The sequence below is a fragment of the Cupriavidus sp. 2KB_3 genome (assembly GCF_052115685.1).
GTDB lineage: Bacteria > Pseudomonadota > Gammaproteobacteria > Burkholderiales > Burkholderiaceae > Cupriavidus > Cupriavidus campinensis.
This window is the reverse complement of sequence record NZ_JBFRHD010000002.1, coordinates 248627-274134: the sequence shown is the minus strand read 5'-3', so window position 1 is coordinate 274134 and position 25508 is coordinate 248627. Positions and strand designations below refer to the sequence as shown.

General features: G+C 68.0%; 26 protein-coding genes. 24 read left to right on the top strand and 2 right to left on the bottom strand.

Going from position 1 to position 25508, the window contains the following annotated elements:
* Positions 1 to 140 precede the first annotated feature (140 nt).
* The gene (locus AB4120_RS03075; RefSeq protein ID WP_092291307.1) at positions 141 to 305 is read left to right on the top strand and encodes a DUF1328 domain-containing protein; all 165 of its coding nucleotides are present in this window, start codon (positions 141 to 143) and stop codon (positions 303 to 305) included.
* Positions 306 to 388: 83 nt separating this feature from the next.
* Positions 389 to 820 carry a DUF883 family protein gene (locus tag AB4120_RS03070; RefSeq protein ID WP_149136936.1) on the top strand — a complete coding sequence of 144 codons (432 nt, stop codon included), beginning with the start codon at positions 389 to 391 and terminating at the stop codon, positions 818 to 820.
* 177 nt (positions 821 to 997) lie between these two features.
* Here AB4120_RS03070 and AB4120_RS03065 read toward each other — a convergent pair whose 3' ends face one another.
* On the bottom strand, positions 998 to 1318 hold the full coding sequence (locus tag AB4120_RS03065; protein ID WP_149136935.1) for a DUF1840 domain-containing protein: 321 nt from the start codon (positions 1316 to 1318) through the stop codon (positions 998 to 1000).
* Positions 1319 to 1507: 189 nt separating this feature from the next.
* On the opposite strand from AB4120_RS03065, the gene argS reads away from it, so the two are divergent.
* From argS to AB4120_RS03040, 5 genes are all read left to right on the top strand, one after another.
* A complete protein-coding gene (gene argS / locus AB4120_RS03060; protein WP_144199277.1) occupies positions 1508 to 3316 on the top strand; it encodes an arginine--tRNA ligase in 1809 nt (602 codons plus the stop codon).
* 105 nt (positions 3317 to 3421) lie between these two features.
* Entirely contained in the window at positions 3422 to 4171 is a 750-nt protein-coding gene (locus AB4120_RS03055) for an SPOR domain-containing protein (protein WP_441641835.1), read from the top strand.
* A gap of 115 nt (positions 4172 to 4286) precedes the next feature.
* The gene (locus AB4120_RS03050; protein ID WP_441641834.1) at positions 4287 to 4925 is read left to right on the top strand and encodes a thiol:disulfide interchange protein DsbA/DsbL; all 639 of its coding nucleotides are present in this window, start codon (positions 4287 to 4289) and stop codon (positions 4923 to 4925) included.
* A gap of 102 nt (positions 4926 to 5027) precedes the next feature.
* Positions 5028 to 5840, top strand: coding sequence for an SDR family oxidoreductase (locus tag AB4120_RS03045; protein WP_441641833.1), 813 nt, complete (start codon positions 5028 to 5030; stop codon positions 5838 to 5840).
* Positions 5840 to 6673 carry a helical backbone metal receptor gene (locus tag AB4120_RS03040; protein WP_441641832.1) on the top strand — a complete coding sequence of 278 codons (834 nt, stop codon included), beginning with the start codon at positions 5840 to 5842 and terminating at the stop codon, positions 6671 to 6673. Before AB4120_RS03045 ends, AB4120_RS03040 begins: the two co-directional genes overlap by 1 nt.
* A 12-nt stretch (positions 6674 to 6685) precedes the next feature.
* Here AB4120_RS03040 and AB4120_RS03035 read toward each other — a convergent pair whose 3' ends face one another.
* On the bottom strand, positions 6686 to 7762 hold the full coding sequence (locus AB4120_RS03035) for an MBL fold metallo-hydrolase (protein WP_149136933.1): 1077 nt from the start codon (positions 7760 to 7762) through the stop codon (positions 6686 to 6688).
* A 193-nt stretch (positions 7763 to 7955) separates the two neighbouring features.
* Here AB4120_RS03035 and AB4120_RS03030 point away from each other — a divergent pair, with 193 nt between their 5' ends.
* The 17 genes from AB4120_RS03030 to bioB all read left to right on the top strand — a co-directional run bounded on the left by AB4120_RS03030 (position 7956) and on the right by bioB (position 25457).
* Positions 7956 to 8381, top strand: a complete 426-nt coding sequence (locus AB4120_RS03030) for a MerR family transcriptional regulator (RefSeq protein ID WP_149137609.1) — start codon at positions 7956 to 7958, stop codon at positions 8379 to 8381.
* Between the two features lie 101 nt (positions 8382 to 8482).
* On the top strand, positions 8483 to 9664 hold the full coding sequence (locus AB4120_RS03025) for an isovaleryl-CoA dehydrogenase (protein ID WP_149136932.1): 1182 nt from the start codon (positions 8483 to 8485) through the stop codon (positions 9662 to 9664).
* An 88-nt stretch (positions 9665 to 9752) separates the two neighbouring features.
* Positions 9753 to 11576: a bifunctional isocitrate dehydrogenase kinase/phosphatase gene (gene aceK / locus AB4120_RS03020; protein WP_441641831.1), complete on the top strand. Its 1824-nt coding sequence runs from the start codon at positions 9753 to 9755 to the stop codon at positions 11574 to 11576.
* The gene (gene can, locus AB4120_RS03015) at positions 11573 to 12244 is read left to right on the top strand and encodes a carbonate dehydratase (protein WP_149136931.1); all 672 of its coding nucleotides are present in this window, start codon (positions 11573 to 11575) and stop codon (positions 12242 to 12244) included. The genes aceK and can overlap by 4 nt, the downstream gene beginning before the upstream one ends.
* A gap of 38 nt (positions 12245 to 12282) precedes the next feature.
* Entirely contained in the window at positions 12283 to 13464 is a 1182-nt protein-coding gene (locus AB4120_RS03010) for an acetyl-CoA C-acetyltransferase (RefSeq protein WP_441641830.1), read from the top strand.
* 40 nt (positions 13465 to 13504) lie between these two features.
* Positions 13505 to 14185, top strand: coding sequence for an SDR family oxidoreductase (locus AB4120_RS03005; protein WP_149136929.1), 681 nt, complete (start codon positions 13505 to 13507; stop codon positions 14183 to 14185).
* A 30-nt stretch (positions 14186 to 14215) separates the two neighbouring features.
* Positions 14216 to 15346, top strand: coding sequence for an acyl-CoA dehydrogenase family protein (locus AB4120_RS03000; RefSeq protein ID WP_149136928.1), 1131 nt, complete (start codon positions 14216 to 14218; stop codon positions 15344 to 15346).
* A gap of 114 nt (positions 15347 to 15460) precedes the next feature.
* Positions 15461 to 16129 (top strand): 2-hydroxychromene-2-carboxylate isomerase, encoded by a 669-nt coding sequence (locus AB4120_RS02995; RefSeq protein ID WP_149136927.1) that lies wholly within the window; start codon positions 15461 to 15463, stop codon positions 16127 to 16129.
* Positions 16126 to 16818, top strand: coding sequence for an HAD family hydrolase (locus tag AB4120_RS02990; protein WP_149136926.1), 693 nt, complete (start codon positions 16126 to 16128; stop codon positions 16816 to 16818). The genes AB4120_RS02995 and AB4120_RS02990 overlap by 4 nt, the downstream gene beginning before the upstream one ends.
* The gene (locus AB4120_RS02985; protein WP_149136925.1) at positions 16815 to 17246 is read left to right on the top strand and encodes a YchJ family metal-binding protein; all 432 of its coding nucleotides are present in this window, start codon (positions 16815 to 16817) and stop codon (positions 17244 to 17246) included. The genes AB4120_RS02990 and AB4120_RS02985 overlap by 4 nt, the downstream gene beginning before the upstream one ends.
* A 44-nt stretch (positions 17247 to 17290) precedes the next feature.
* The gene (locus AB4120_RS02980; RefSeq protein ID WP_149136924.1) at positions 17291 to 18898 is read left to right on the top strand and encodes a carboxyl transferase domain-containing protein; all 1608 of its coding nucleotides are present in this window, start codon (positions 17291 to 17293) and stop codon (positions 18896 to 18898) included.
* A 61-nt stretch (positions 18899 to 18959) separates the two neighbouring features.
* The gene (locus AB4120_RS02975; protein ID WP_144199244.1) at positions 18960 to 19886 is read left to right on the top strand and encodes a dienelactone hydrolase family protein; all 927 of its coding nucleotides are present in this window, start codon (positions 18960 to 18962) and stop codon (positions 19884 to 19886) included.
* A 27-nt stretch (positions 19887 to 19913) separates the two neighbouring features.
* Positions 19914 to 20702 (top strand): enoyl-CoA hydratase/isomerase family protein, encoded by a 789-nt coding sequence (locus AB4120_RS02970; protein WP_149136923.1) that lies wholly within the window; start codon positions 19914 to 19916, stop codon positions 20700 to 20702.
* A 287-nt stretch (positions 20703 to 20989) separates the two neighbouring features.
* Complete coding sequence (gene bioA, locus AB4120_RS02965; protein WP_392388468.1) at positions 20990 to 22378, top strand: adenosylmethionine--8-amino-7-oxononanoate transaminase; 1389 nt, start codon at positions 20990 to 20992, stop codon at positions 22376 to 22378.
* On the top strand, positions 22368 to 23582 hold the full coding sequence (gene bioF / locus AB4120_RS02960; RefSeq protein WP_149136921.1) for an 8-amino-7-oxononanoate synthase: 1215 nt from the start codon (positions 22368 to 22370) through the stop codon (positions 23580 to 23582). Before bioA ends, bioF begins: the two co-directional genes overlap by 11 nt.
* Positions 23579 to 24364 (top strand): dethiobiotin synthase, encoded by a 786-nt coding sequence (gene bioD, locus AB4120_RS02955; protein WP_149136920.1) that lies wholly within the window; start codon positions 23579 to 23581, stop codon positions 24362 to 24364. The genes bioF and bioD overlap by 4 nt, the downstream gene beginning before the upstream one ends.
* Positions 24365 to 24395: 31 nt before the next feature.
* Entirely contained in the window at positions 24396 to 25457 is a 1062-nt protein-coding gene (gene bioB, locus AB4120_RS02950) for a biotin synthase BioB (RefSeq protein WP_149136919.1), read from the top strand.
* The last annotated feature ends 51 nt before the right edge of the window (positions 25458 to 25508 follow it).

The window sequence follows — 25508 nt, the reverse complement described above, 5'->3', positions numbered from 1 at the left end:
GGCTGACACGGGAATCGGTCGGGTGTCGGTGTCTGGGGCCGGGGCATGACCCTACGATGAGGCTATGAGCTTGCGCACCGTGGCGCAAGCCGGACGCACCGCACTACGGGGGTGCGCCCGCTAACCTCGGGAGACTGGCCATGCTGCATTACGCACTCGTTTTCTTCGTTGTCGCGCTGATCGCGGCGATCTTCGGCTTTGGTGGCATTGCCGCCGGTGCCGTCGAAATTGCCAAGATCCTGTTCTTCATCTTCCTGGTCGTGGCGCTTGTCACCTTTGTGATGGGCCTGATCCGCAGAAGGTAAGGGGCACCCACGCGGCACGTGCCCATCGCCGGATTGGCGGCGGGGGCGGTGCTCAGTACCCCGAACCGCAATGAGGAGTCCCTATGCTCACGCAGAACCCCAAAGTAAGGAAGGAAATCAATCACTTGCATGACAGCGCCGACGCTGCCGTGCGCCAGTTGAAGCACGCCGCCCGTGACACCCGCGACGCCGCGCGCGACGCGGCCGTGCCCGTGTCTGGCGAGGTCAAGGCCCTGATCGCCCAACTCCAGCAGACCATCGACGTGCTCACGCACGAGGGTTCGGAGGAAGGCCTGGCGGCCGGCCGCCGGCTGCGCATGCGCGCCAACGAGATGGCAGAGCGGATTCGCGCCCGGGGTACCGATGGCATGCACTGGGCCCGGGAACATATGGACGAAGCCGTGGACCACGGCCGTGCCCGCGTGGCGGAAAGCCCGCTCAAGGCGGTTGGGATTGCCGCGCTGGTGGGCGCCTGTATCGGGCTGCTGCTGGCGGGCCGCCGCAGTGACGAATAACCGCGGGCGAGTCATCGCCTACGTGTAACTGCGTTTCACGGCCCGGGTCGCCCGGGCCGGCACCGATTTACCCCTGCAGCAAAACCCCCTTTCCGGATATATCCCTGATCCGGGACGCCCGGCACCTCCATGGTGGCCGGGCATTTTTTTGCCTGTTTTTCCTGCTGCCTGCCGGGGTCAGACGCCCCACATCACGTTGGCGCCTTCCTTCTCGGACGCGCGCAGCATGTCCAGGAACGGGTAGGCGCGCTGGCCCAGGTGGAGGGGTTCCTCCTCGTCCTCGTCGCGGCTGTCGGCGTGGACGGAGGCATCGGCCGGGTGTACCTTCTTCGCATCCTGGACGGCCGCTTCGAGTTTCTTGATGGCGTGCGGCAGTTCCTCGGACATGATCACCCCCCGCTCGCCCATATGCTTGCCGATGATGCCAAGCAGCGTGATGGCAAGATCCTTCATCATGATCAGGTCCTGCGCCGCGTGGGATTTGAAGGTGATCAGCATGATGTTTCCTTTCACGAGTGACGAAGTTCCGCACAAGCCGCGCGGCACGGTCGCATGATGTCAGCATAGCACCTGATAAAATTCCGCGTTTCCCGATTTCCGTTGCCGGTCACGCGACGCGCGGCGCACTTGCCGCACCGCCCCGGTCCGGTCATCGCTCTCTTTAGCGCCTTCAGGGCAAAGACATCCATGCTGCCTGTTCAGACCTCCAATCTTGCCGCCGCGTTCACTGACGCCGTGCGCGCGCTCGCCCCGGCCGACGCCGCCCTGCCCGCCGTCACCTTCGAGCGCCCCAAGGTGGCCGCCCACGGCGATCTGGCGTGCAATATCGCCATGCAGGTGGCCAAGGCGCTCAAGAGCAATCCGCGCGAACTGGCCCAGAAGATCGTCGCTGCCGTGCAGGCCGACCCGCGCGCCACGGCGATCGTCGCCCAGGCCGAGATCGCCGGCCCCGGCTTCATCAACCTGCGCCTGACCCCTGCCGCCCGCGCCGACGTACTGCGCGCCGTGCTGGCCGAAGGTGATCGATTCGGCGCCCGGCCGGCCGGCGAGCATGGCCAGGTGCTGGTGGAGTTTGTCTCCGCCAACCCGACCGGGCCGCTCCACGTCGGCCACGGCCGCCAGGCCGCCCTGGGCGACGCGCTGGCCAATCTGCTGGCCTGGAACGGCTGGGCGGTGCACCGCGAGTTCTATTACAACGACGCCGGAGTGCAGATCCAGACGCTGGCCATCTCGGTCCAGGCCCGCGCGCGCGGCCTGAAGCCGGGCGAGGCCGGCTGGCCCGAGTCCGCCTACAACGGCGACTACATCGCCGACATCGCCGCCGATTTCCTGGCCGGCAAGACGGTGGCCGCCAGCGACGGCGAGCCGGTGACCGCCTCGGGCAACATCGAGGATATCGAGTCGATCCGCAAGTTCGCGGTGACCTACCTGCGCAACGAGCAGGACATCGACCTCCAGGCCTTCGGCGTGAAGTTCGACCGCTACTACCTGGAGTCGTCGCTGTACAGCGATGGCCGCGTGGAAGGCGCCGTGCAGTCGCTGGTGGGCAAGGGCAAGACCTACGAGAGCGAAGGCGCGCTGTGGCTGCGCACCACCGACGACGGCGATGACAAGGATCGCGTCATGAAGAAGACGGACGGCACCTACACGTACTTCGTGCCGGACGTGGCGTACCACACCACCAAGTGGGAGCGCGGCTTTGCCAAGGTCATCAACGTGCAGGGCAGCGACCACCACGGCACCATCGCCCGCGTGCGCGCCGGCCTGCAAGGGCTGGACATGGGCATTCCCAAGGGCTACCCCGACTACGTGCTCCACAAGATGGTCACGGTGATGAAGAACGGCGAGGAGGTGAAGATCTCCAAGCGCGCCGGCTCGTACGTGACCGTGCGCGACCTGATCGAGTGGAGCAATGGCGGCGACGAGACTATCCGCGGCCTGCTGGATGCCGGCGTGGCGGACTGGCCGGCCCACTTCACGCGCGGCCGCGACGCCGTGCGGTTTTTCCTGCTGTCCCGCAAGGCGGACACCGAATTCGTGTTCGACGTGGACCTCGCCCTGAAGCAGAACGACGAAAATCCGGTGTATTACGTCCAGTACGCCCACGCCCGGATCTGCTCGATCTTCGAGGCCTGGGGCGGCGCCGGCTGGGAAGCCCGCCTGCCGGAACTGGCCGGGGCCGACCTGGCCGCCGTGACCGGCGCGGACGTGAGTGCCCAGGCCATCGCGCTGGGCCGCCGCCTGGCCGAGTTCCCGGACATGCTGGCCGCCGCCGCCGGCGAGCTGGCGCCCCATGCGGTGGCGTTCTACCTGCGCGACCTGGCCGGCGACTTCCACGCCTTCTACAACGCCGACCGCGTGCTGGTGGACGACGAGGCGGTCAAGCGCGCCCGGCTGGCGCTGCTGGCCGCCACGCGCCAGGTGCTCAAGAACGGCCTGGCGGTGATCGGCGTCTCGGCGCCGCAACGGATGGACCGCGAGGCCGCTCCAAACTGAGCCGCCACGCGCCTGTGACGGATGGTTGGGCCACTTTTCAGAGTGGTCTCAATCGTGCCTGCCGGGACAGGCCCTATAATCCCCGGCAACACCGAAGAGGACTTCATGCAACAGCAACGCAAGCGCGCCGCGCGCCGAACCCGTACCCATGTCCGGATGCAGCGCGGTGGTACGTTCCTGGGCCTGGTGCTCGGGCTGATCGTCGGCCTGGCCATCGCCGTGGTGGTGGCCCTGTATATCACCAAGTCGCCCGCGCCGTTCCAGCAGAAGGGCGCCAACGGCAGTGCCCAGCAGCGCCCGCCGAGCGAGCCCGGCAACGTGGCCACGCCGCTGCCGGCGCCGACGCAACCGCAGCAGCAGGCCGAAGGCCCGAGCGACCCGAACCGGCCGCTGTGGAGCAAGACGCCGGCCAAGCCCGTGGGGCAGCCCGATGCGCAGCCGTCCACCCCGGCCCAGCCGCCGGTGGCGACGACACGCCCGGCCGACCAGCCCGCCGCCGCCAATGGCGCCGCCAAGCCGGCCGACGCCTCGCGTCCGGCCGAAAAGCCCGCCACGCGCCCGGCCGAGAAGCCGGTGGCCGACCCGATCGCCGAGATCGCCCAGGCTGACGCCAACAAGGTGGGGTATCTGCTCCAGGTGGGCGCCTTCCGCTCGCAGGACGACGCGGACCGCCAGAAGGCCAACCTGGCCATGCAGGGCTTCGAGGCCAAGGTGACCGAGCGCGATGTCAACGGGGTAAAGATGTACCGCGTTCGTCTGGGGCCGTTCAACCGTATCGAGGACATGAACCGGGCGCGCGACCGCCTGCAATCGAACGGTTTCGAAGCTTCGGTGATCCGCTTTACAAAGCAGTAACATGGCGGGCGGCGCCGCGGAGGAACCGGGCGCCGCCGCACTTGTCTTACCGGTCGGCCCGCCGCGTGCGGGCCATCCCCCTGATCTCTCTGACCTATCAGAAGGCCCTTCGAAGATGAAGAAAATCGCCGCTTTCCTCGCCACCGTCGCCGCCGTGGGCGGTCTGCTGATGACTGCGCCCGCAGCCATGGCCGCACCGACCGAGGGCAAGGACTACACGGTGCTGAAGTCGCCCCAGTCGGTGCCGGCGGGCAAGATCGAAGTGACGGAGTTCTTCTGGTACGGCTGCCCGCACTGCTACGACTTCGAGCCGGAGCTGGAAGCCTGGGTCAGCAAGCAGGGTAAGGACGTGGTGTTCAAGCGCGTGCCGGTGGCCTTCCGCGAGGACCTGCTGCCGCACACCAAGATCTTCTATGCGCTGGAGTCGCTGGGCAAGCTGGACGCGCTGCACGGCAAGGTGTTCGAGGCGATCCACAAGGACCGCAAGCGCATGCTGAGCACCGACGAGATCGCCGATTTCATGGCCAAGAATGGCATCGACCGCAAGCAGTGGCTCGATACCTACAACTCGTTCACGGTGACCACGAACGCCCAGCGCGCCAACAAGATCGCCGATTCGTACAAGATCGAGGGTGTGCCGACCGTGGTGGTGCAGGGCAAGTACGAGACTTCGCCGAGCATCGCCGGGACCAAGCCGGCTGCCATCCAGGCCATGGATTTCCTGGTCACGGGCGTGCGCGCGAAGAAGCTCTGATCCACGCGGCATGACCCAGACGGCCCGGTGCGCGAGACGCGTGCCGGGCCGTTTTGCATGGTCCGGGCTGTTCCATCCCTCCGCATTCACTATATTGATCCGATGCGACCCCTGAAAGTCTTCCTTACCGGCGCATCAAGCGGCATTGGCCAGGCGTTGGCGCGCGCCTACGCGGCGCAGGGCGCCGTGCTTGGGCTGGTGGGCCGGCGCGAGGCCGCCCTACGCGACTTCGCCGCCTCCCTGCCCAACCCCAATGCGGTACGCATCTATGCGGCCGATGTGCGGGATGCGGATGCCATGCATGCCGCCGCCACGGACTTTCTCGTCCATTTTGGCTGCCCGGACGTGGTGATTGCCAACGCGGGGATCTCCGTGGGCACCGTGGCCAGCGAGCGCGAGGATCTGGACGACTTCCGGCTGGTCATGGACACCAACTGGTTCGGCACCCTGACCACCTTCCAGCCCTTCCTGCACCCGATGCGCGAGCGCGCGCCCGGCGCCGGCGGCTGGCGCGGCACGCTGGTCGGCATTGCCAGCGTGGCCGGCGTGCGGGGGCTACCCGGCGGCGGGGCCTACAGCGCCTCGAAGTCCGCCGTGGTCAAGCTGCTGGAAAGCCTGCGGCTGGAGCAGGCGCGGCACCGCATCCGCGTGGTGACCATCGCCCCAGGCTATATCCGCACGCCGATGACGGCGCACAACCCGTACCGCATGCCGTTCCTGATGGATGCCGACGTGTTTGCGCGCAAGGCCATCCGCCGGATTGCCGCCGGCACGCGCTACAAGGTGATTCCGTGGCAGATGGGGGTGGTGGCGTCGATCCTGCACGTGATGCCGCTGTGGCTCTATGACAAGCTGTTCGCCCGCGCGCCGCGCAAGCCACGCAAGGCAGACCGCGCCGGCGGGGGAGACGCCTGATGTGGGCCGACGCCCTCGGGCAGGCCCACGGCCCGGCCAGTGGCGAGGTCCGCATCGCCTCGCTGGTGCCGTCCGTGACCGAGTTGCTGTTCGATCTCGGCCTGGCTGACCGAATGGTGGCCCGTACCGGCTTCTGCATCCATCCCGAGCCGGCGGTGCGGGCGGTGGAGAAGGTTGGGGGGACCAAGGACGTCAAGCTGGACAAGCTGCGGGCGCTGGCGCCGACCCACGTGGTGGTCAATATCGACGAGAACCGGCGCGACACCGTGGACGAGATCCGCACCTTCGTGCCGCACGTGATCGTCACCCACCCGTGCGCGCCCGAGGACAACTTTGCGCTGTACCGGCTGCTCGGCGGCATTTTCAACAAAGTGCAACAGGCGGAGGGGCTGGCGCAGGCGCTCCAGGCCGAACTCGATGCGATCCGCGCCCGGCGTTGGCCGGCGCGCAAGGTGCTGTACGCGATCTGGCAGGACCCGTGGATGACGGTGTCGCGCGCCACCTATATCAGCCGGATGCTCGCGCTGGTGAACTGGGCCACCTGGCCCGATGACGGCGCGGACCTCGCGGCCTGCGTCGATGGGGATTGCAGCCGGCCAAACGCGCCTGGCGAGCGCTATCCCACCTTCCGCTGGAGCGACGCGCTGGTGCGCGAGCTGGACGCCGTGCTGCTCTCGACCGAGCCGTACCGCTTCACCGAGGACCATGCCGATGCGCTCGAGCGCCAGATCGGCAGGCCGGTAATGCTGGTGGATGGCGAGATGCTGTCCTGGTACGGCAGCCGCGCCGTGGCCGGCGTGCGCTACCTCAGGACCCTCGCCGAGTCATTCTGAGACGTTTGAGCGTCAGGCCGCCCGGAAGCGGACGATGCCGTCGTCGCCGCATTCGCGCACGAGCTGGCCGCGATGCCAGAGCGCGTGCAGGTGCGCCAGCGCCTCGCCCATCGCGAAGGTCAGCTGGTGGATGTCGAACTGGCGCCGGAAGATCACGCCAACGATGTCGTGCGCATGGCACGGCTTCTCGGCACAGGCGGCCAGCGTCTCGGCCAGGCGGTCCACATGGTGCTCCTGCAACTGGCGGATGCGAGTGTGCAGGTTGCGGAACGGGCGGCCGTGCGACGGCAGGATCAGCACGTCGGCGGGCAGGTCTTCGTACTTGTCCAATGAGTCGAGGTAGAGCTGGAGCGGATTGGCCTCCGGCTCCATGTCGAACACGCTGACGTTGGTCGAGATGCGCGGCAGCACCATGTCGCCCGAGATCAGCACGTTGGTGGCGGCGTTGTAGAGCGCCACGTGCTCGGGGGCGTGGCCGAAGCCGGTGATCACGCGCCAGCCCGCCGTGGCCGGATCGGCGCCGATGGCCACCGTGTCGCCGTCCATCAGGCGGCGGTACTGCGTCGGCACCTCGGGCACCATCGACGGGTAGTAGGCCTTGCGGGCGCGCAGCTTTTCCAGGTTGTCCGGGTCCGTCAGGCCGTGGCGGGCGAAGTGGCTCGCCGCGAAGTCGCCGCCGGCGTTCGAGCCAACGCCGCTGCCGCCGGACATCACGCGCGCGGTCATGTAGTCGCCCAGGCTCATCCAGAGCCGCACATCCCAGTGCTTGCAGAGCCAGTGCGCCAGGCCCACGTGGTCCGGGTGGCAATGGGTCACCAGCACGCGCAGCACGGGCAGGCCATCCAGCTCCTTGGCGAAGATGGTCTCCCAATGCCCCTTGATGATGTCGTTGGTGATGCCGCAGTCGACGATGGTCCAGCCGTCCCGCCCGTCCAGGCGGTCGCGCAGGAGCCACAGGTTGATGTGGTCGAGCGCGAACGGCAGCGGCATGCGCAGCCAGTAGACGCCGGGCGCCACTTCCTGGCGCGTGCCGGGCGCCGGCATGGTCTCGTCAAACGGGTATTGGAGCTGGCTTTCGAGTGCGTTCATGGGGCGTGTCTCGGTCGAATCCGGCGCCTTCGGGTGCAGCGGGGCACCGGGCGCTCTTTGGGGTCAAGTTGTCCAGTCATTGTCAGCGGCGGCACTTGACGCTAACGTTAACGTCAATCGTCGCGGCCTGCTCGTCATCTTAGACCAAAACTTGACCGCACAACGAACGACCGTTCACTTTCCTGGGCGCATCATGCCGGCACAGCCATCCACCGCCACCTACACCATTACCGACCTCGCGCGCGAGTTCGACGTCACCCCGCGCGCGATCCGGTTTTACGAGGATCAGGGCCTGCTCTCGCCCGACCGCGAGGGCCCGGGCGGCCGCAAGCGCGTCTATAACGGACGCGAGCGTACCCGCCTCAAGCTCACGCTGCGCGGCAAAAGGTTAGGGCTTACTCTCAACGAAATCCGCGAAATTCTGGATCTCTACGAGTCGCCACGCGATACCGCGCCGCAGTTGGAGCGCTTCCTGGGCGCGCTGTCGCAACACCGGGAGGTTCTGGAGCGCCAAATGGAAGACCTCCAGGCCCAGCTTGCCGAGATCGACCAGCACGAGCGCCATTGTCGGGCGCTGCTGGCGACACATGGCGAGGCCCCCAAGACCAGAACCGCCTGATGCCGCACTTTTAGCCATCCGCCTTCGGATGGAATTGACGTTTACGTAAACGTCAATAAAATACGCCCCACAACACCGACACGAACAGACAGGAGACCGACATGACCGAACTGCCAGGCCTGAGATTCGATCTGGGCGAGGACATCGAGATGCTGCGCGAGTCCGTGCGCAGCTGGGCGCAGGCCGAACTGGCGCCGCGCGCGGCCGAGATCGACCGGTCGGACCAGTTCCCGATGGATGCCTGGAAGAAGATGGGCGACCTCGGCGTGCTGGGCATCACCGTGGCCGAGGAGTACGGCGGCGCGAACATGGGCTACCTCGCCCATATGATCGCGATGGAGGAGATCAGCCGCGCGTCGGCGTCGGTCGGCCTGTCCTACGGCGCGCACTCGAACCTGTGTGTGAACCAGATCCACCGCAACGGCTCGGCCGCCCAGAAGGCGACGTACCTGCCCAAGCTGGTATCGGGCGACTGGATCGGCGCGCTGGCGATGAGCGAGCCGAACGCGGGCTCCGACGTGGTCAGCATGAAGCTGCGCGCCGATTTCAAGGGCGACCGCTACGTCCTGAACGGCACCAAGATGTGGATCACCAACGGGCCGGATTGCGACGTGCTGGTGGTCTACGCCAAGACCGAGCCGGACCTGGGCGCGCGCGGCATGACCGCCTTCATCGTCGAGAAAGGCATGAAGGGCTTCTCGGTGGCGCAGAAGCTGGACAAGCTGGGCATGCGCGGCTCCCACACGGGCGAACTGGTGTTCGAGGACGTGGAAGTGCCGGTGGAGAACATCCTCGGCGCCGAGAACGGCGGCGCCAAGGTGCTGATGAGCGGGCTCGACTACGAGCGCGCGGTGCTGTCCGGCGGCCCGGTCGGCATCATGCAGGCGTGCATGGACGTGGTGACGCCGTACATCCACGACCGCAAGCAGTTCGGCCAGAGCATCGGCGAGTTCCAGCTGATCCAGGGCAAGGTGGCGGACATGTACACCACGCTCCAGGCCGCGCGCAGCTATTTGTATACCGTAGGCAAGAACCTGGATTCGCTGGGCAGCGGGCATGTGCGCCAGGTCCGCAAGGACTGCGCCGCGGTGATTCTCTACACGGCGGAAAAGGCCACGTGGATGGCTGGGGAGTCGGTGCAGATCCTGGGCGGCAACGGCTACATCAACGACTACCCCACCGGCCGGCTGTGGCGCGATGCCAAGCTGTACGAGATTGGCGCGGGTACGTCGGAGATCCGCCGGATGCTGATCGGCCGGGAGCTGTTTGCCGAGACGATGTGATCGAATGTGATCTTTGTATCGTGCAACCGGACCTGGTGAACGCCCTTTACAATTCCCTGACCCCTTACCGCAGCCGCCGCCCTCGACCATGTCGCACTTTCCCAAGCTGCTCTCGTCGCAGATTGCCTACGATGTGGCGCGGACCATGCTGGACGGCTTTGACAAGCACTACCGGCTGTTCCGCGAGGTCAGCCACGCGGCCAAGCTGCGCTTCGAGGCAGGGGATTGGCACGGGTTGCAGCAGCTCCAGCGCGACCGCATCGCGTTCTACAACGAGCGCGTGCGCGAGACCACTGTGGTCCTGGAGGACGAATACGACGCCGCGCGGATCGAGGACGGCATCTGGCAGCAGGTCAAGCTGCACTACATTGGCCTGCTGACCAAGCACCACCAGCCCGAGCTGGCCGAGACCTTCTTCAACTCGGTCTGCACCCGGATCCTGCACCGCTCCTACTTCAACAACGACTTCATCTTCGTGCGACCCGCCATCTCGACCGAATACATCGAGAACGAGGAATCGCCGATGCGACCCACCTACCGCGCCTACTACCCGGGCAGCCGCGAGGGGATGGCCGCCTGTTTCGAGCGGATGGTGCACAACTATCAGCTGGAGCGGCCCTTCGAGGATCTGGCGCGGGACATCGGCTACGTGGTGCGCGCCTTCACCGAGCACCTGGGCGAGGCGCGGATTGCGCCGAACTTCCAGATACACGCGCTATCGTCGCTGTTCTTCCGTAACAAGGCCGCCGTCATCGTCGGCCGGGTGCTGAACGGCGACCAGACCTACCCGCTGGCGATCCCGATCATCCACGGCCCGACCGGCCAGCTGGTGCTGGACACCGTGCTGCTGCGCCCGGAACAGCTGCTGATCCTGTTCTCGTTCTCGCACGCCTATTTCATGGTCGACATGGAGATTCCGTCGGCCTACGTGACCTTTCTGCGCGACATCCTGCCGCGCAAGCCGCGCGGGGAAATCTACACCGCGCTGGGTTTGCAGAAGCAGGGCAAGAACCTGTTCTACCGCGACTTCCTCCACCATCTTCAGCATTCGTCGGACAAGTTCGTGGTCGCGCCCGGCATCCGGGGGCTGGTGATGCTGGTGTTCACGCTGCCGTCGTTCCCCTACGTGTTCAAGGTCATCCGTGATGTCTTCGCCCCGCCGAAGGAAACCACGCGCGCGCTGGTGGAATCGAAATATCAGCTTGTGAAGCAGCACGACCGGGTGGGGCGCATGGCCGATACGCTGGAGTATTCGGACGTGGCCTTCCCGCTGTCGCGCTTCGACGAATCGCTGGTGCGGGAGCTGGAAGCCCACGCGCCGTCGATGATCGAGTACCAGCGCGGCCGCGACGGCGGGCAGGAGATCGTGGTGCGGCACGTCTATATCGAGCGCCGCATGACGCCGCTCAACCTCTGGCTCCAGGAGGGTACCGACGAGCAGGTCGAGCACGGCATCGTCGAGTACGGCAACGCGGTCAAGGAACTGATCGCCGCCAATATCTTCCCGGGGGACATGCTCTACAAGAACTTCGGCGTCACGCGCCACGGACGCGTGGTGTTCTACGACTATGACGAGATCGAATACCTGACCGATTGCAACATCCGCCGCGTGCCCGAGCCGCGCAACGAGGAAGAGGAAATGTCGGGCGAGGTGTGGTACACCGTACGTCCGCACGACATCTTTCCGGAAACGTTCCGCACGTTCCTGCTCGGCGACCCACGCGTGCGCGCCGCCTTCCTGCGGCATCACGAGGATTTTTTCGATGCTGCCATGTGGCAGCACCACAAGGACCGGCTGATGGCCGGACACGTCCATGACTTTTTTGCCTATCAGAGTAAAGACCGCTTCATCCACCGCTACGGCCCCGGCGCCGACGACCACCACGCAGATCTTCCAAGGAGGGCGGCATGACTGACGCCATCGCGCAACTGTTCAAGAACAACCGCGACTGGGTGGACCGCGTCAACGCGGAAGACCCGACCTTCTTCACGCGCCTGGCCAACCAGCAGGCGCCCGAGTACCTGTGGATCGGCTGTTCCGATTCGCGCGTGCCGGCCAACCAGATCCTCGGACTGGCGCCGGGCGAGGTGTTCGTCCATCGCAATATCGCCAATGTGATCTCGCACAGCGACCTGAACGCGCTGTCCGTGCTCCAGTTCGCCGTGGACGTGCTCAAGGTGCGCCACATCACCGTAGTGGGCCACTACGGCTGCGGCGGCGTCAAGGTGGCGCTCAAGCGCGAGCGCGTGGGCCTGGCCGACAACTGGCTGCGCCACGTGCAGGACGTGGCCGACAAGCACGCCGCCTACCTTGGCACGGTGCTGCGCGAGGATGATGCCCACACGCGGCTGTGCGAGCTGAACGTGATCGAGCAGGTCAACAACGTCTGCCAGACCACGGTGCTCCAGGACGCCTGGGACCGTGGCCAGGCCGTGACGGTGCATGGCTGGGTCTACGGCGTGTCCGATGGCCTGCTGCGCGACCTCGGCATGGCCGCCAGCAACAACGAGGAACTGCAGGAGCAACTGGCCGCGGCCTATCGCCAGTACGGCGACCCCCCGCAGGCCTCGATCCGCTGATTTTCAAGACAGTACGAACCGGTATTCAGGAGACAACCATGCAAGACCCGATCGTCATCGTATCCGCCGCCCGCACGCCCATGGGCGCGTTCCAGAGCGAGTTGAGCAGCCTCACGGCGCCGCAACTCGGCGCCGCGGCCATCCGCACCGCCGTGGAGCGCGCCGGCCTGAAGCCGGAGCAGGTGCAGGAAGTGGTATTCGGCTGCGTGCTGCCGGCCGGCCAGGGGCAGGCGCCCGCGCGCCAGGCGGCGCTCGGCGCCGGGCTGCCGCTGGACGTGGCCTGCACCACGGTCAACAAGATGTGCGGATCGGGCATGCGCGCGGCGATGACGGTCTTCGACGGCCTGCTGGCCGGTTCGTTCGAGATCGCCATCGCGGGCGGCATGGAAAGCATGACCAACGCGCCGTACCTGATTCCGAAGGGGCGCGGCGGCTACCGCATCGGTCACGGCATGATCTACGACCACATGATGCTCGATGGCCTGGAAGACGCGTATGACAAGGGCCGCGCGATGGGCACCTTCGGCGAGGACTGCGCCGCCAAGTATGCCTTCACGCGCGCGCAGCAGGACGAATTCGCGATGGAGTCTGTGCGGCGCGCCCAGCAGGCCACCGAGAGCGGCGCCTTCCGCTGGGAGATCACACCGGTCACGGTGTCCGGCAAGGGCGGCGACACGGTGATCGACACCGACGAAGGCCCGCGCCGCATCAAGGTGGACAAGATCCCGTCGCTGAAGCCGGCCTTCGCCAAGGACGGCACGATCACCGCAGCCTCGTCCTCGTCGATCAACGACGGCGCCGCCGCGCTGGTGATGATGCGCGCATCGACGGCGAAGTCGCTTGGGCTGCAGCCGCTGGCGCGCATGCTCGGCCATACCTCGCATGCACAGGCGCCGGGCTGGTTCACCACGGCGCCGGTGGAAGCCATCGCCAAGCTCTACCGCAAGCTGGACTGGACCACCGACAGCGTGGACCTGTTCGAGATCAACGAGGCCTTCGCCGTGGTGCCGATGGCGGCCATGCATGACCTCAAGATTCCGCGCGACAAGGTCAACATTCACGGCGGCGCCTGCGCGCTGGGCCATCCGATCGGCGCCTCGGGCGCGCGCATCATGACCACGCTGATCGGCGCGCTGCGCAAGACCGGCGGCAAGCGCGGCGTGGCCAGCCTCTGCATCGGCGGCGGCGAGGCCACGGCGGTCGGCATCGAAATCGTCTGATCCTACCAACCCCACCCAACCTTACGACAGGAGTTCTCCCATGCCCACAGCCCTCGTCCTTGGCGCCTCGCGCGGTCTCGGTCTCGAGTTTGTCCGCCAGTACCGTGCCGACGGCTGGCGCGTCATCGCCGCCGCGCGCAGCGATGAGGGCGTGGCGGCGCTCAAGGCGCTCGGCGCCGAGGCCCACCAGCTGGATCTGACCGACGCCGGCGCGCTGGCCGGGCTGGGCTGGAAGCTCGATGGCGAGTCGTTCGACGTGGCGATCTACAACGCCGGCGTGATCGGCCCGCGCAGCGAAGGCGCGCAACCGGTCATACGGGAAGACTTCGATGCCGTGATGCACACCAACGTGCTCGGGCCGATGATGGCCCTGCCGCTGCTCCTGCCGTTCGTCGAGACGGGCAACCATGGGCGCGGCGGCGTGCTGGCCGTGCTGTCGTCGCGCATGGGCAGCATCGGCGCGATGGACAGCAACCGCAGCTGGCTCTACCGCGTCAGCAAGGCCGGCGCCAATGCCGCCATGAAGGCCGTCTCGCTGGACGCGCGCCATGCCATCTGCGTGGCGCTGCACCCGGGCTGGGTGCAGACCGACATGGGCGGCCCCAAGGCCGACCTCACGCCGCAGCAGAGCGTGACCGGCATGCGCCGCACGCTGGCCGGCCTGACCCAGCGCGACAACGGCAGCTTCCACAACTACGACGGCACCCCGCTCCCCTGGTAAGGGGAGGGAGACAAAGGACCACCGGACACCATGCTGCTGACTCCCGAACAGGAAATGATCCGCGATGCCGTGCGGCAGTTCGCGCAGGACGTTATCGCCCCGCAGGCGGCGCAGTGGGACCGCGACAAGACCTTCCCGAAGGCCGTGCACAAGGAACTGGCCGCGCTGGGTTGCTATGGCGTGGCCATGCCGGAAGAGCTGGGCGGGGCCGGGCTCGACTACCTGTCGCTGGCGCTGATCCTCGAGGAGATTGCCGCCGGTGACGGCGGCACCTCCACCGTCATCAGCGTGAACAACTGCCCGGTGTGCAGCATGCTGATGGCCTTCGCCAACGACGCCCAGAAGCAGCAGTGGCTGGCGCCGCTGGCGCGCGGCGAGATGCTGGGCGCGTTCTGCCTGACCGAGCCGCACGTCGGCTCGGACGCCGCGGCGCTGCGCACCACCGCCCGGCGCGATGGCGACCACTACGTGCTCAACGGCGTGAAGCAGTTCATCACCAGCGGCAAGCACGCCGACGTGGCCATCGTCATGGCCGTGACCGACAAGTCCGCCGGCAAGCGCGGCATCAGCGCCTTCCTGGTGCCCACGTCCACGCCCGGCTATGTCGTGGCGCGCATCGAGGACAAGCTCGGCCAGCATTCGTCCGATACCGCCCAGATCGTGTTCGAGGACTGCCGCATCCCGGCGGCGAACCTGCTGGGCGAGGAGGGCGCTGGCTACAAGATGGCACTCTCCGGGCTCGAGGGCGGTCGCATCGGCATTGCCTCGCAGAGCATCGGCATGGCCCGCGCCGCGTTCGACGCCGCGCTGGCCTACGCCAAGGAGCGCGAGAGCTTCGGCCAGCCGCTGTTCCAGCACCAGGCCGTGCAGTTCCGCCTGGCCGACATGGCCACCCGCATCGACGTGGCGCGCCAGATGGTCTGGCACGCGGCGGCGCTCAAGGATGCCGGCCGGCCGTGCCTGAAGGAGGCCGCCATGGCCAAGCTGTTCGCCAGCGAGATGGCCGAGGCGGTCTGCTCGGACGCCATCCAGGTCTTCGGCGGCTACGGCTATGTGACCGATTTCCCGGTGGAGCGCATCTACCGGGACGTGCGCGTGTGCCAGATCTACGAAGGCACGAGCGACATCCAGAAGATCCTCATCGCCCGTGCGCTCGGCTGAGCGCGGGCGGGAAGCGTAATATCGGCAATCGTAATATCGGCAATCGCATTAGGCAGTCCCCGTCGCAGTTCCTGACCCCAACGCAAGCGAATCTGACCTGGAGCCCCCTTCGCCATGACCGCACCGATCGACTTCTACTTCGATTTTTCCTCGCCCTACGGCTACTTCGCCAGCACCCGCATCGACGAGATCGCGCAGAAGTACGGCCGCTACGTGGCGTGGCATCCGATCCTGCTGGGCGTGGTGTTCAAGACGACGGGCTCCTCGCCGCTGCCGAGCATCCCGCTCAAGGGCGAGTACTGCTGGCGCGACTTCGAGCGCACCGCCGAATTCCACCACATCAACTACAAGCGCCCGACCCACTTCCCGCTGCCCACCCAGCACGCCGCGCGCGCGGTGCTGTGGCTGCAGAACCACCATGGCGCCGATGTGGCCACGGCGTTCGCCAAGGCCGTGTATCGGGCGCTGTTCGTCGATGACCTCAATATCGCCGAGCCGGCGGAGCTGGCCAAGCTGGCCGAGCCGCTGGGCATCGACCCCATCGCCATGAACGAGGGCGCCACCAGCTACCAGATCAAGGACCAGCTCAAGGCCGAGATCGAGGTGGCGATGGCCAAGGGCGTGTTCGGCTCACCGTTTGTGATCATCGACGGGGAGCCGTTCTGGGGCTTCGACCGCTTCGAGCAGGTGGAGCAGCACCTCAAGAGCCGGCGGCAGACGGCGCAGACGCCGCTGCGCGCCGTCGGCGGCCATGACATCACCAAGGAAAAGAAACCCGCATGACCGCAGCAACCCAGGCCCCCGTGCAGCCCCCCGCCTTCGATTGCGTGATCTTCGACTGTGACGGCGTGCTCGTCGACAGCGAGCCGATCGTCCACCGCGTGCTCAACGAGATGCTCAACGAGCTGGGCATCGCCATCTCGCTGGAGGAGTCGAAGCGCTGGTTCCTCGGCCGCGCCGTGCGCGACGAGCTGGGCAATATCGAACGCCGGCTGGGCAAGCCGCTGCCCCATAACTGGCTGTCGACGTGGCTCGCGCGCCGCAACCAGGTGCTGGAGGCCGAGGTGGTGGCCGTGCCGCACGTCCGCGAGGCCATCGAGGCGATCACCGCGCGGGGCCTGCCGGTGTGCGTGGCCTCCGGCGCGGACCGCATCAAGGTGAAGCTGCAACTGACGCGCACCGGCCTGGTGGAGCTGTTCCAGCAGGACGCGCGCGAGCACATCTTCTCCTCCACCGAAGTCGATCGCAGCAAGCCGGCGCCGGACGTCTACCTGCTGGCCGCGCGCACGATGGATGTCGATCCGTCGCGCTGCGTGGTGGTGGAAGACAGCCCCACCGGCGTGACGGCCGGCGTGGCGGCGGGCATGACCGTGCTCGGCTACGCCGCGCTGAACGACGCCCGCGAGCTGCGCCAGGCCGGCGCGCACACCATCTTCACGGACATGCGCCAGTTGCCGGAGCTGATCGGATGAGCCGAAGCCGCCCCATGCGCGCCGGTCCCGAGCCTTGCCCGTGCGGCCACGCCGAGTACGCCGCGTGCTGCGGGCGCTTTCATCGCGGCGAGGCGCTGCCGCCCAACGCCGAGGCGCTGATGCGCTCGCGCTACAGCGCCTATGTGAAGGGGCTGGTGGACTGGCTGCGCCAGACCTGGCACGCCACCACCTGCCCGGACGACCTGGCCCCGGAGCGCGAGACGCGCTGGCTCGGGCTGACGGTCAAGGCCCACGCCCAGCAGGACGACACCCACGCCATCGTCGAATTCGTCGCCCGCTACAAGGTGGGCGGCCGCGCGTGGCGGCTGCATGAGCGCAGCCGCTTCGTGTTCGAGCCGCGCGCGGCCGGGGAGACGCCGCGCTGGCTCTATGTCGATGGCGAGATGCTGGGGCAGGACCAAGGGTAGGGATTGGCAGGGAAGCGGGAACGAGACAAAGAACAGGACGAGACATGCCCACGCTGGAAACCAAACTGAACGCACGCTCGGAAGCCTTCAAGGCCAACGCCGAGGCCATGCAGGCACTGGTGGCGGACCTCAAGGCCCGCATCGCCAAACTGGCCGAAGGCGGCGGCGAGGAAGCCCGCGCCAAGCACCTGGGGCGCGGCAAGCTGCTGCCGCGCGACCGCGTGCAGCAATTGCTCGATCCGGGTACGCCGTTCCTGGAGCTGTCGCAACTGGCCGCGTACGAGATGTACGACAACGCCGCGCCGGGCGCCGGCATCATCACCGGCATCGGCCGGGTGGCTGGGCAGGAGTGCGTGATCGTCTGCAACGACGCCACGGTCAAGGGCGGCACCTACTACCCGATCACGGTCAAGAAGCACGTGCGCGCGCAGGAGATTGCCGAAGAGAACAACCTGCCGTGCATCTATCTGGTCGATTCGGGTGGCGCCAACCTGCCCAATCAGGACGATGTCTTCCCGGACCGCGACCACTTCGGCCGCATCTTCTACAACCAGGCCAACCTGTCCGCCAAGGGCATCCCGCAGATCGCCGTGGTGATGGGCTCCTGCACGGCCGGCGGCGCCTACGTGCCGGCGATGAGCGACGAATCGATCATCGTCAAGGACCAGGGCACGATCTTCCTGGGCGGCCCGCCGCTGGTGAAGGCCGCCACCGGCGAGGAAGTCAGCGCCGAGGACCTGGGTGGCGCGGACGTCCACACGCGGCTGTCCGGCGTGGCGGACTACTTCGCCCAGAACGACCACCACGCGCTGTCCCTGGCGCGCAACATCGTCCAGCACCTGAACCGGCGCAAGCCGGACCAGATCCGCCTGCACGAGCCGGCGCCGCCGCTGTATCCCACCGAGGAACTGTACGGCGTGATCCCCACCGACACGCGCAAGCCCTACGACGTGCGCGAGGTCATCGCCCGCCTCGTCGATGGCTCGGAATTCGATGAATTCAAGGCGCGCTACGGCACCACGCTGGTCTGCGGCTTCGCGCGGATCTGGGGCTACCCGGTGGGCATCATCGCCAACAACGGCATCCTGTTCTCGGAATCGGCGCTCAAGGGCGCGCACTTCATCGAGCTGTGCTGCCAGCGCAAGATCCCGCTGGTGTTCCTGCAGAACATCACCGGCTTCATGGTGGGCCGCAAGTACGAGAACGAAGGCATCGCCCGCAACGGCGCCAAGATGGTGACCGCCGTGGCCACGGCGCAGGTGCCGAAGTTCACGGTCATCATCGGCGGCTCGTTCGGCGCCGGCAACTACGGCATGTGCGGCCGCGCCTACTCGCCGCGCTTCCTGTGGATGTGGCCGAACGCGCGGATCTCGGTGATGGGCGGCGAGCAGGCGGCCAGCGTGCTGGCCACGGTGCGGCGCGACGGCATCGAGGGGCGCGGCGGCCAGTGGAGCGCCGAGGAAGAGGAGGCGTTCAAGCAGCCGATCCGCGACCAGTACGAGCATCAGGGCCATCCGTATTACGCCAGCGCGCGGCTCTGGGACGATGGGGTGATCGACCCGGCGCAGACACGTACCGTGCTCGGCCTCGGCTTGTCCGCCAGCCTCAACGCGCCCATCGGCGACATGAAGTTCGGCGTGTTCCGGATGTAGGCCCGCGCTTGCGCCGTTGCCGTTTCGACCTTTCGATCACCATATTTTTTCTGGTTTGACCATGTTGCGCCTTGCCCCCCTCGTTCGCGGCGTTGCCGTCGCGCTGGCCTGCGTCACGCTGTGCGGGGCGGCTCTCGCCCAGTCGGCCCAGGCCGCGCTGCCGCCGCGCACGATCGAGCGCGTGGTGATGGTGCCCAAGGCCGGCGCGGACGCCAACGTGGACCTGGAGACCACCATCTTCCGGCCCGCCGCCGATGGCCGCTACCCGCTGGTGGTGATCAACCACGGCAAGGCGCCCGGCAAGCCCGCCTACCAGGGCCGCGCGCGCTTTGCCGCCCAGAGCGCCGAGTTCGTGCGGCGCGGCTACGTGGTGGCGCTGCCGATGCGGCAGGGCTTCTCGAAGTCCGGCGGCGCCTACGTGGGCGGCAGCTGCAACATCAGCGCCAACGGCATGGCGCAGGCCGAGGACGTGATCGCCGCGCTCGACTACCTCGTGCAGCAGCCCTATGTGGACCCGACCCGCATCGTGGTGATCGGCCAGTCGCATGGCGGGCTCTCGACCATGGCGCTGTCCGCCATCGGCTATCCGGGCGTGCGCGGCGTGGTCAACTTTGCCGGCGGGCTGCGCAATGCCGCGTGCGCCGGCTGGGAGAACAACCTGATCGATGCGTTCGGCGACTACGGCCGCACGGCGCGCTACCCGTCGCTCTGGTTCTACGGCGACAACGACAGCTTCTGGCCCTGGCCGCTGCCCGAGCGGCTGTACAACAACTATAAGGCGACCGCGAGCGGCCCGGCCGCCGACGCGCGCTTCGTCAACGTGGGCGAGTTCGATGGCGACTCGCACCGGCTGTTCAGCAGCCGCCATGGCATTGCGCTGTGGCTGCCCGAGGTCGACGCCTTCTTCCACCATATCGGCATGCCGTTCGACGACGACGCGCCGGAAGACCCGCCCAAGCCAGCCGGCGCCACAGAACGCGCCTCCTGACCCCCATCGATGCAACGGAGACAGACCATGCACTTCACCACGCTGAACGTGACCGCCGCGCACCACGTTGCCACGGTCACGCTGAACCGCCCGGACGTGCGCAACGCGTTCAACGAAACCGTGATTGCCGAGGTGACCGGCGCCTTCCGCGCGCTGGGCGATACCCCCGAGGTGCGCGCCATCGTGCTGGCCGGCAACGGCCCGGCCTTCTGCGCCGGCGCGGACCTGAACTGGATGAAGAAGATGGCCGGCTACACGGACGACGAGAACCGTGCCGATGCGCTGACGCTGGCCCAGATGCTCCACACCATCTGGGCCTGCCCGAAGCCCGTCATCGCCCGTATCCACGGCGACACCTACGCGGGCGGCGTGGGCCTGGTGGCCGCGTGCGACATCGCCGTGGCCGCCGAGCCGGCCAACTTCTGCCTGTCCGAGGCCAGGCTCGGCCTGCTGCCGGCCACCATCAGCCCCTATGTGATCCGGGCGATGGGCGAGCAGGCGGCGCGCCGCTACTTCATCACGGCGGAACGGTTCGATGCCGCCGAGGCGCTCCGGCTCGGCTTCGTCCACGCTGTGGTGCCGGCGGCACAACTGGACACCAAGGTGGCCGAGGTGGCCGCCGCGCTGGTCGCCAACAGCCCCAACGCCGTGCGCGAGAGCAAGCGGCTGGTGCAGGACGTGGCCGGTCGGGCCATCGACAACGACCTGCTGGCAGACACCGCAAACCGGATCGCGGCGATCCGCGCATCCGAGGAAGGGCGCGAGGGCGTGCGGTCCTTCCTCGAAAAACGCGCGCCGGCATGGCGCCCGCAATGATTTTTTTTGCCGGTTTGTTTCGGGACGTTGCCGGACGTTAGCCGCCGGAAGCCGGATTGGCGCGACGCGTGCGCCACCGCATCCGCCAACATCGCGCAACATCGGCCAAATAGCCGCTAACGTACCGGGACAGCCCGGTTTGCCAAGTCCCCAAGGACCTTCCTACCATGAGCCTCCCCATTCCGTCCTGCTTGCCAGCGCGCTCCGGCCTCGTCCGGCGTGGCGCCGGCGTGGACGGACAACAAAGGAGGCTTCCCTTGGAACATCCGGAACACCTTTCCCCCCTGGTGACTGACGGATCACTCGCCACGCGCAGCCGGCGTGCCGTGTGGCACCCGTGCACGCGCCTGCGGCCCGACGCGGGCGCCAACGAGCCGCCGCTGGCCATCGCGCGCGGCGAGGGCCCGTGGCTGATCGACACCGACGGCCGCCGCTACTTCGACGCCATCAGTTCGTGGTGGGTCAACCTGTTCGGCCACGCCAACCCGGTCATCAACGCCGCGCTGGCGGACCAGATGCAGACGCTCGAACACGTGATGCTGGCCGGCTGCACGCACGCGCCGGCCGTGGAACTGGCCGAGCGGCTGTCCGCGCTGACCGGCGGCGCGCTCGGCAATACGTTCTATGCGTCCGATGGCGCGTCGGCGGTGGAGATCGCGCTCAAGATGAGCTTCCACTACTGGCACAACACCGGCCTGCCCGCCAAGCGCGAGTTCGTGTGCCTGCGCCACAGCTACCACGGCGAGACGGTGGGCGCGCTGGCCGTGACCGACGTGGCGATCTTCCGCGACGCCTACGCCCCGCTCACGCGCCGCGCCCATGTGGTGATGTCGCCGGACGCCCGCCAGGCGAATCCCGGCGAGAGCGCCGCCGATGTCGCCACCCGCGCGCTGGCTGACCTGGAAGCGCTGCTGCGCGAGCGCGCCGGCCAGATCGCCGCGCTGATCGTCGAGCCGCTGGTGCAGGGCGCCGCCGGCATGGCGATGTACGACCCGTCCTATCTGGAAGGCGCCCGGGCCCTGTGCGACCGCTATCGCGTGCACCTGATCGCCGACGAGATCGCCGTGGGCTGCGGCCGCACCGGCACCTTCTTCGCCTGGGAGCAGGCGCGCGAGCGTCACGAGGGGGAAGCCTTGCCCGCCCACGCGTGGCCGGATTTCCTGTGCCTGTCGAAGGGCATCAGCGGCGGCTACCTGCCGCTCTCGCTGGTGCTGTCGCGCCCGGAGATCCAGCGCGCCTTCGTTGCCGACGACATCGCGCGCAGCTTCCTCCATTCGCACTCGTACACCGGCAACCCGCTGGCCTGCCGCGCCGCGCTGGCCACGCTCGACCTGTTCGATGCGGAAGACGTGATCGCCCGCAACCGCGAGCGCGCCCGCTGGCTGGCCGACGCCATGGCGCCGCTGGCCGCCGACCCGCGCCTCGTCAACGTGCGCCAGCGCGGCCTGATCTGGGCCGCCGATGTGCACCCGGATGCCGCCGGCGCCGATTTTGCGTCGCGCTTCCATCTGGCCGCGCGCCAGCAGGGCGTGCTGGCGCGCCCCATGGGCCACACCATCTATGTGATGCCGCCGTACGTGTTCGACCAGACACTCGCTGAATGGCTGGGCGAGCAGCTGCTGGCCACGCTGCACGCCGTGGCGGGACCGATGCCGGAGGTGCGCCATGCTGCTTGAGCAACTGACCCGCGCCGCCGCCGACCGCGAAGCCCAGGCGCTGACGCGCCGGCGCCGCATCGCCCACACGGCCTGCGCGCCGCACCAGTCGGTGGGCGCCATCGACGCCAGGCCGGTGCCGCTGCTGACCTTCAGCAGCAACGACTACCTCGGGCTGGCCAACCATCCGGCGATTGCCGAGGCGCTGGCCGATGGCGCGCGCCGCTATGGGGCCGGCAGCGGGGCCTCCCACCTCGTCAGCGGCCACTCGATTGCGCACGCCCAGCTCGAACAGGAACTGGCGCGGTGGCTGGCGCCGCATATCCCGCAGGCGCAGGCGCTGTACTTCTGCACCGGCTATATGGCGAACCTCGCCGTGCTGACCTCGCTCGGCACCGCCGGCGCGACGCTGTTCTGCGAGACGCTGAACCACGCCTCGCTGATCGACGGCGCCCGGCTGGCCCGCGCCGATGTGCAGCGTTATCCGCATGGCGATCTCGCCGCGCTGGACGCCCAGCTCGCCGCCCACACCGGCGGCCTGAAGCTGATCGTGACCGACAGCGTGTTCAGCATGGATGGCGATATCGCGCCGCTGGCTGGCCTGCTGGCGCTGGCCGAGCGCCACGATGCGTGGATCGTCGTGGACGATGCCCACGGCTTCGGCGCGCTGGGCGAGAACGGGCGGGGCGTGCTGGAGCACCTGGGTCTGCGCTCGGAGCGGCTGATCTATATCGGCACGCTGGGCAAGGCCGCCGGCGTGGCCGGGGCGTTCGTGGCGGCGCACGCCACCATCATCGAGCATCTGGTGAACACCGCGCGCCCCTATATCTATACGACGGCGGCGCCGCCGGCCGTGGCGCACGCGCTGCTGACCAGCCTGACGATCATCGCCGGCGAGGAAGGGCGCCAGCGCCGCGCGCAGCTGGGCGGCCTGATTGCCACGCTGCGCGACGGGCTCGGACGGCTGGCCGCCCAGGCGGGCTGGACGCTGGGCGAGAGCGACACGGCAATCCAGCCGCTGATCGTGGGCGACAACGCCGCCGCGCTGGCGCTGTCCGCCGCGTTGGAGGCCGAGGGCATCCGCGTGGGCGCGATCCGGCCGCCGACCGTGCCGGCCGGCACCGCGCGGCTGCGCATCACGCTGTCCGCCTCGCACACCGCGCAGGATGTGCAACGGCTGCTCGATGCCATCGCGCGGGCCATCCCGCACCGGGAGGCCGCATGACGGACATCGACAAATCCATCGACAAGGACCAAGGCGAGGACAACCGGCCGGGCCGCGTGGCCTGCTTCGTGACCGGCACCGATACCGGCGTTGGCAAGACCCACGCCACGGCCACGCTGCTGCACGCGCTGCACGCGGCGGGCTACACCACCGTCGGCATGAAGCCGGTGGCGAGTGGCGGCGAGTGGCTGGACGAGCGCTGGCAGAACGACGACGTGGAGCAGCTGCGCGCCGCAGGTTCGGTGATCGTGCCGCAGGAGGAGATGTGCCCGTTCCTGATGCGCACGCCGGTCTCGCCGCACCTGGCGGCGGCCATGGAGGGGCTGCGCATCACGCGCGAGCCGATCCGGGCCGCGTTCGAGTCCCTGCGCCATCGCGCCGAAGCCGTGGTGGTGGAGGGCGTGGGCGGGTTCCAGGTGCCGCTCGACGTGGGCGCCGTGCGCTGGAACACCGCCGACCTGGCCGAAATGCTCAACCTGCCGGTGGTGATGGTGGTGGGCGTCCGGCTTGGCTGCCTGAACCACGCGATGCTGACCGCCGATGCGGTGCGCGCGCGCGGGCTCACGCTGGCCGGCTGGATCGCCAACCGCATCGACCCCGACATGCTGCTGCCGTGCGAGAACATCGCCACGCTGCACGACGCGCTCGGCGCGCCTTGCCTGGGCGAGCTGCCCTGGCAGGTGGCCCCCGCCGTGGCGGCGACCGAACTCGACCTCGCCCCGCTGCTGGCCAGCATGCCGCCGCATATCCGATATACCGCCGTCGCTCAGCACGCTGACTGAGCCCCGACTACACAGAATCCGCAAAAAGATCATGACGCAACAATCGCAACAAGCCCAACAGACCCCCGCCCAGACCGTAGCCACGATTTCCGCTGACGCCCTGCGCCAGTCCGCCCGCAACCTGCAAGCCGCTGCCGCGCGTGATGAAAGCGCCGCATGGCGTGTCGATGACGTCGCCGCGCTGTTCGCGCTGCCGTTCAACGACCTGCTGTTCCGCGCGCAGCAGGTGCATCGGGAACACTTCGACGCCAACACGGTGCAGCTTTCCACGTTGCTGTCGATCAAGACCGGCGGCTGCGAGGAGGATTGCGGCTACTGCCCGCAGAGCGCGCACCACGACGCCGGCGTGAAGGCCGAGAAGCTGATGGAACTGGACGCCGTGCTGGAGGCCGCCCGCAACGCCAAGGCCAACGGCGCCACGCGCTTCTGCATGGGCGCCGCCTGGCGCAGCCCGAAGGACCGCCATCTGGAGCCGGTGATCGACATGGTGCGCGAGGTCAAGGCGATGGGCCTGGAGACCTGCGTGACGCTGGGCATGCTCAAGGCGGAGCAGGCGCAGCGCCTGGCCGACGCCGGCCTGGACTACTACAACCACAACCTCGATACCTCGCCCGAGTTCTACGGCAAGATCATCGGCACGCGGACCTACCAGGACCGCCTGGACACCATCGGCCACGTGCGCGGCGCCGGCATCAACGTCTGCTGCGGCGGCATCGTCGGCATGGGCGAGGCGCGCGAGGCACGCGCCGGCCTGATCGCCCAGCTGGCCAACCTGGACCCGTACCCCGAGTCGGTTCCCATCAACAACCTGGTGCAGGTGGAGGGCACGCCGCTGGCGGGCACCGAAGCGCTGGACCCGTTCGAGTTCGTCCGCACGATTGCCGTGGCACGCATCACCATGCCGCGCGCGATGGTGCGCCTGTCCGCCGGCCGCGAGGCCATGGACGAAGCGTTGCAGGCGCTGTGCTTCATGGCCGGCGCCAATTCGATTTTCTATGGCGAAAAGCTGCTGACTACCGGCAACCCGCAGGCCGAGCGCGACCGCGCGCTGCTGGCCCGGCTCGACATCCGCGCGGAAGGCTACGCGGGATGACGGCCCTGCCGTGAGGTAAGCAAGCTGGCCGCCCCCCGGATAACAAGGGAA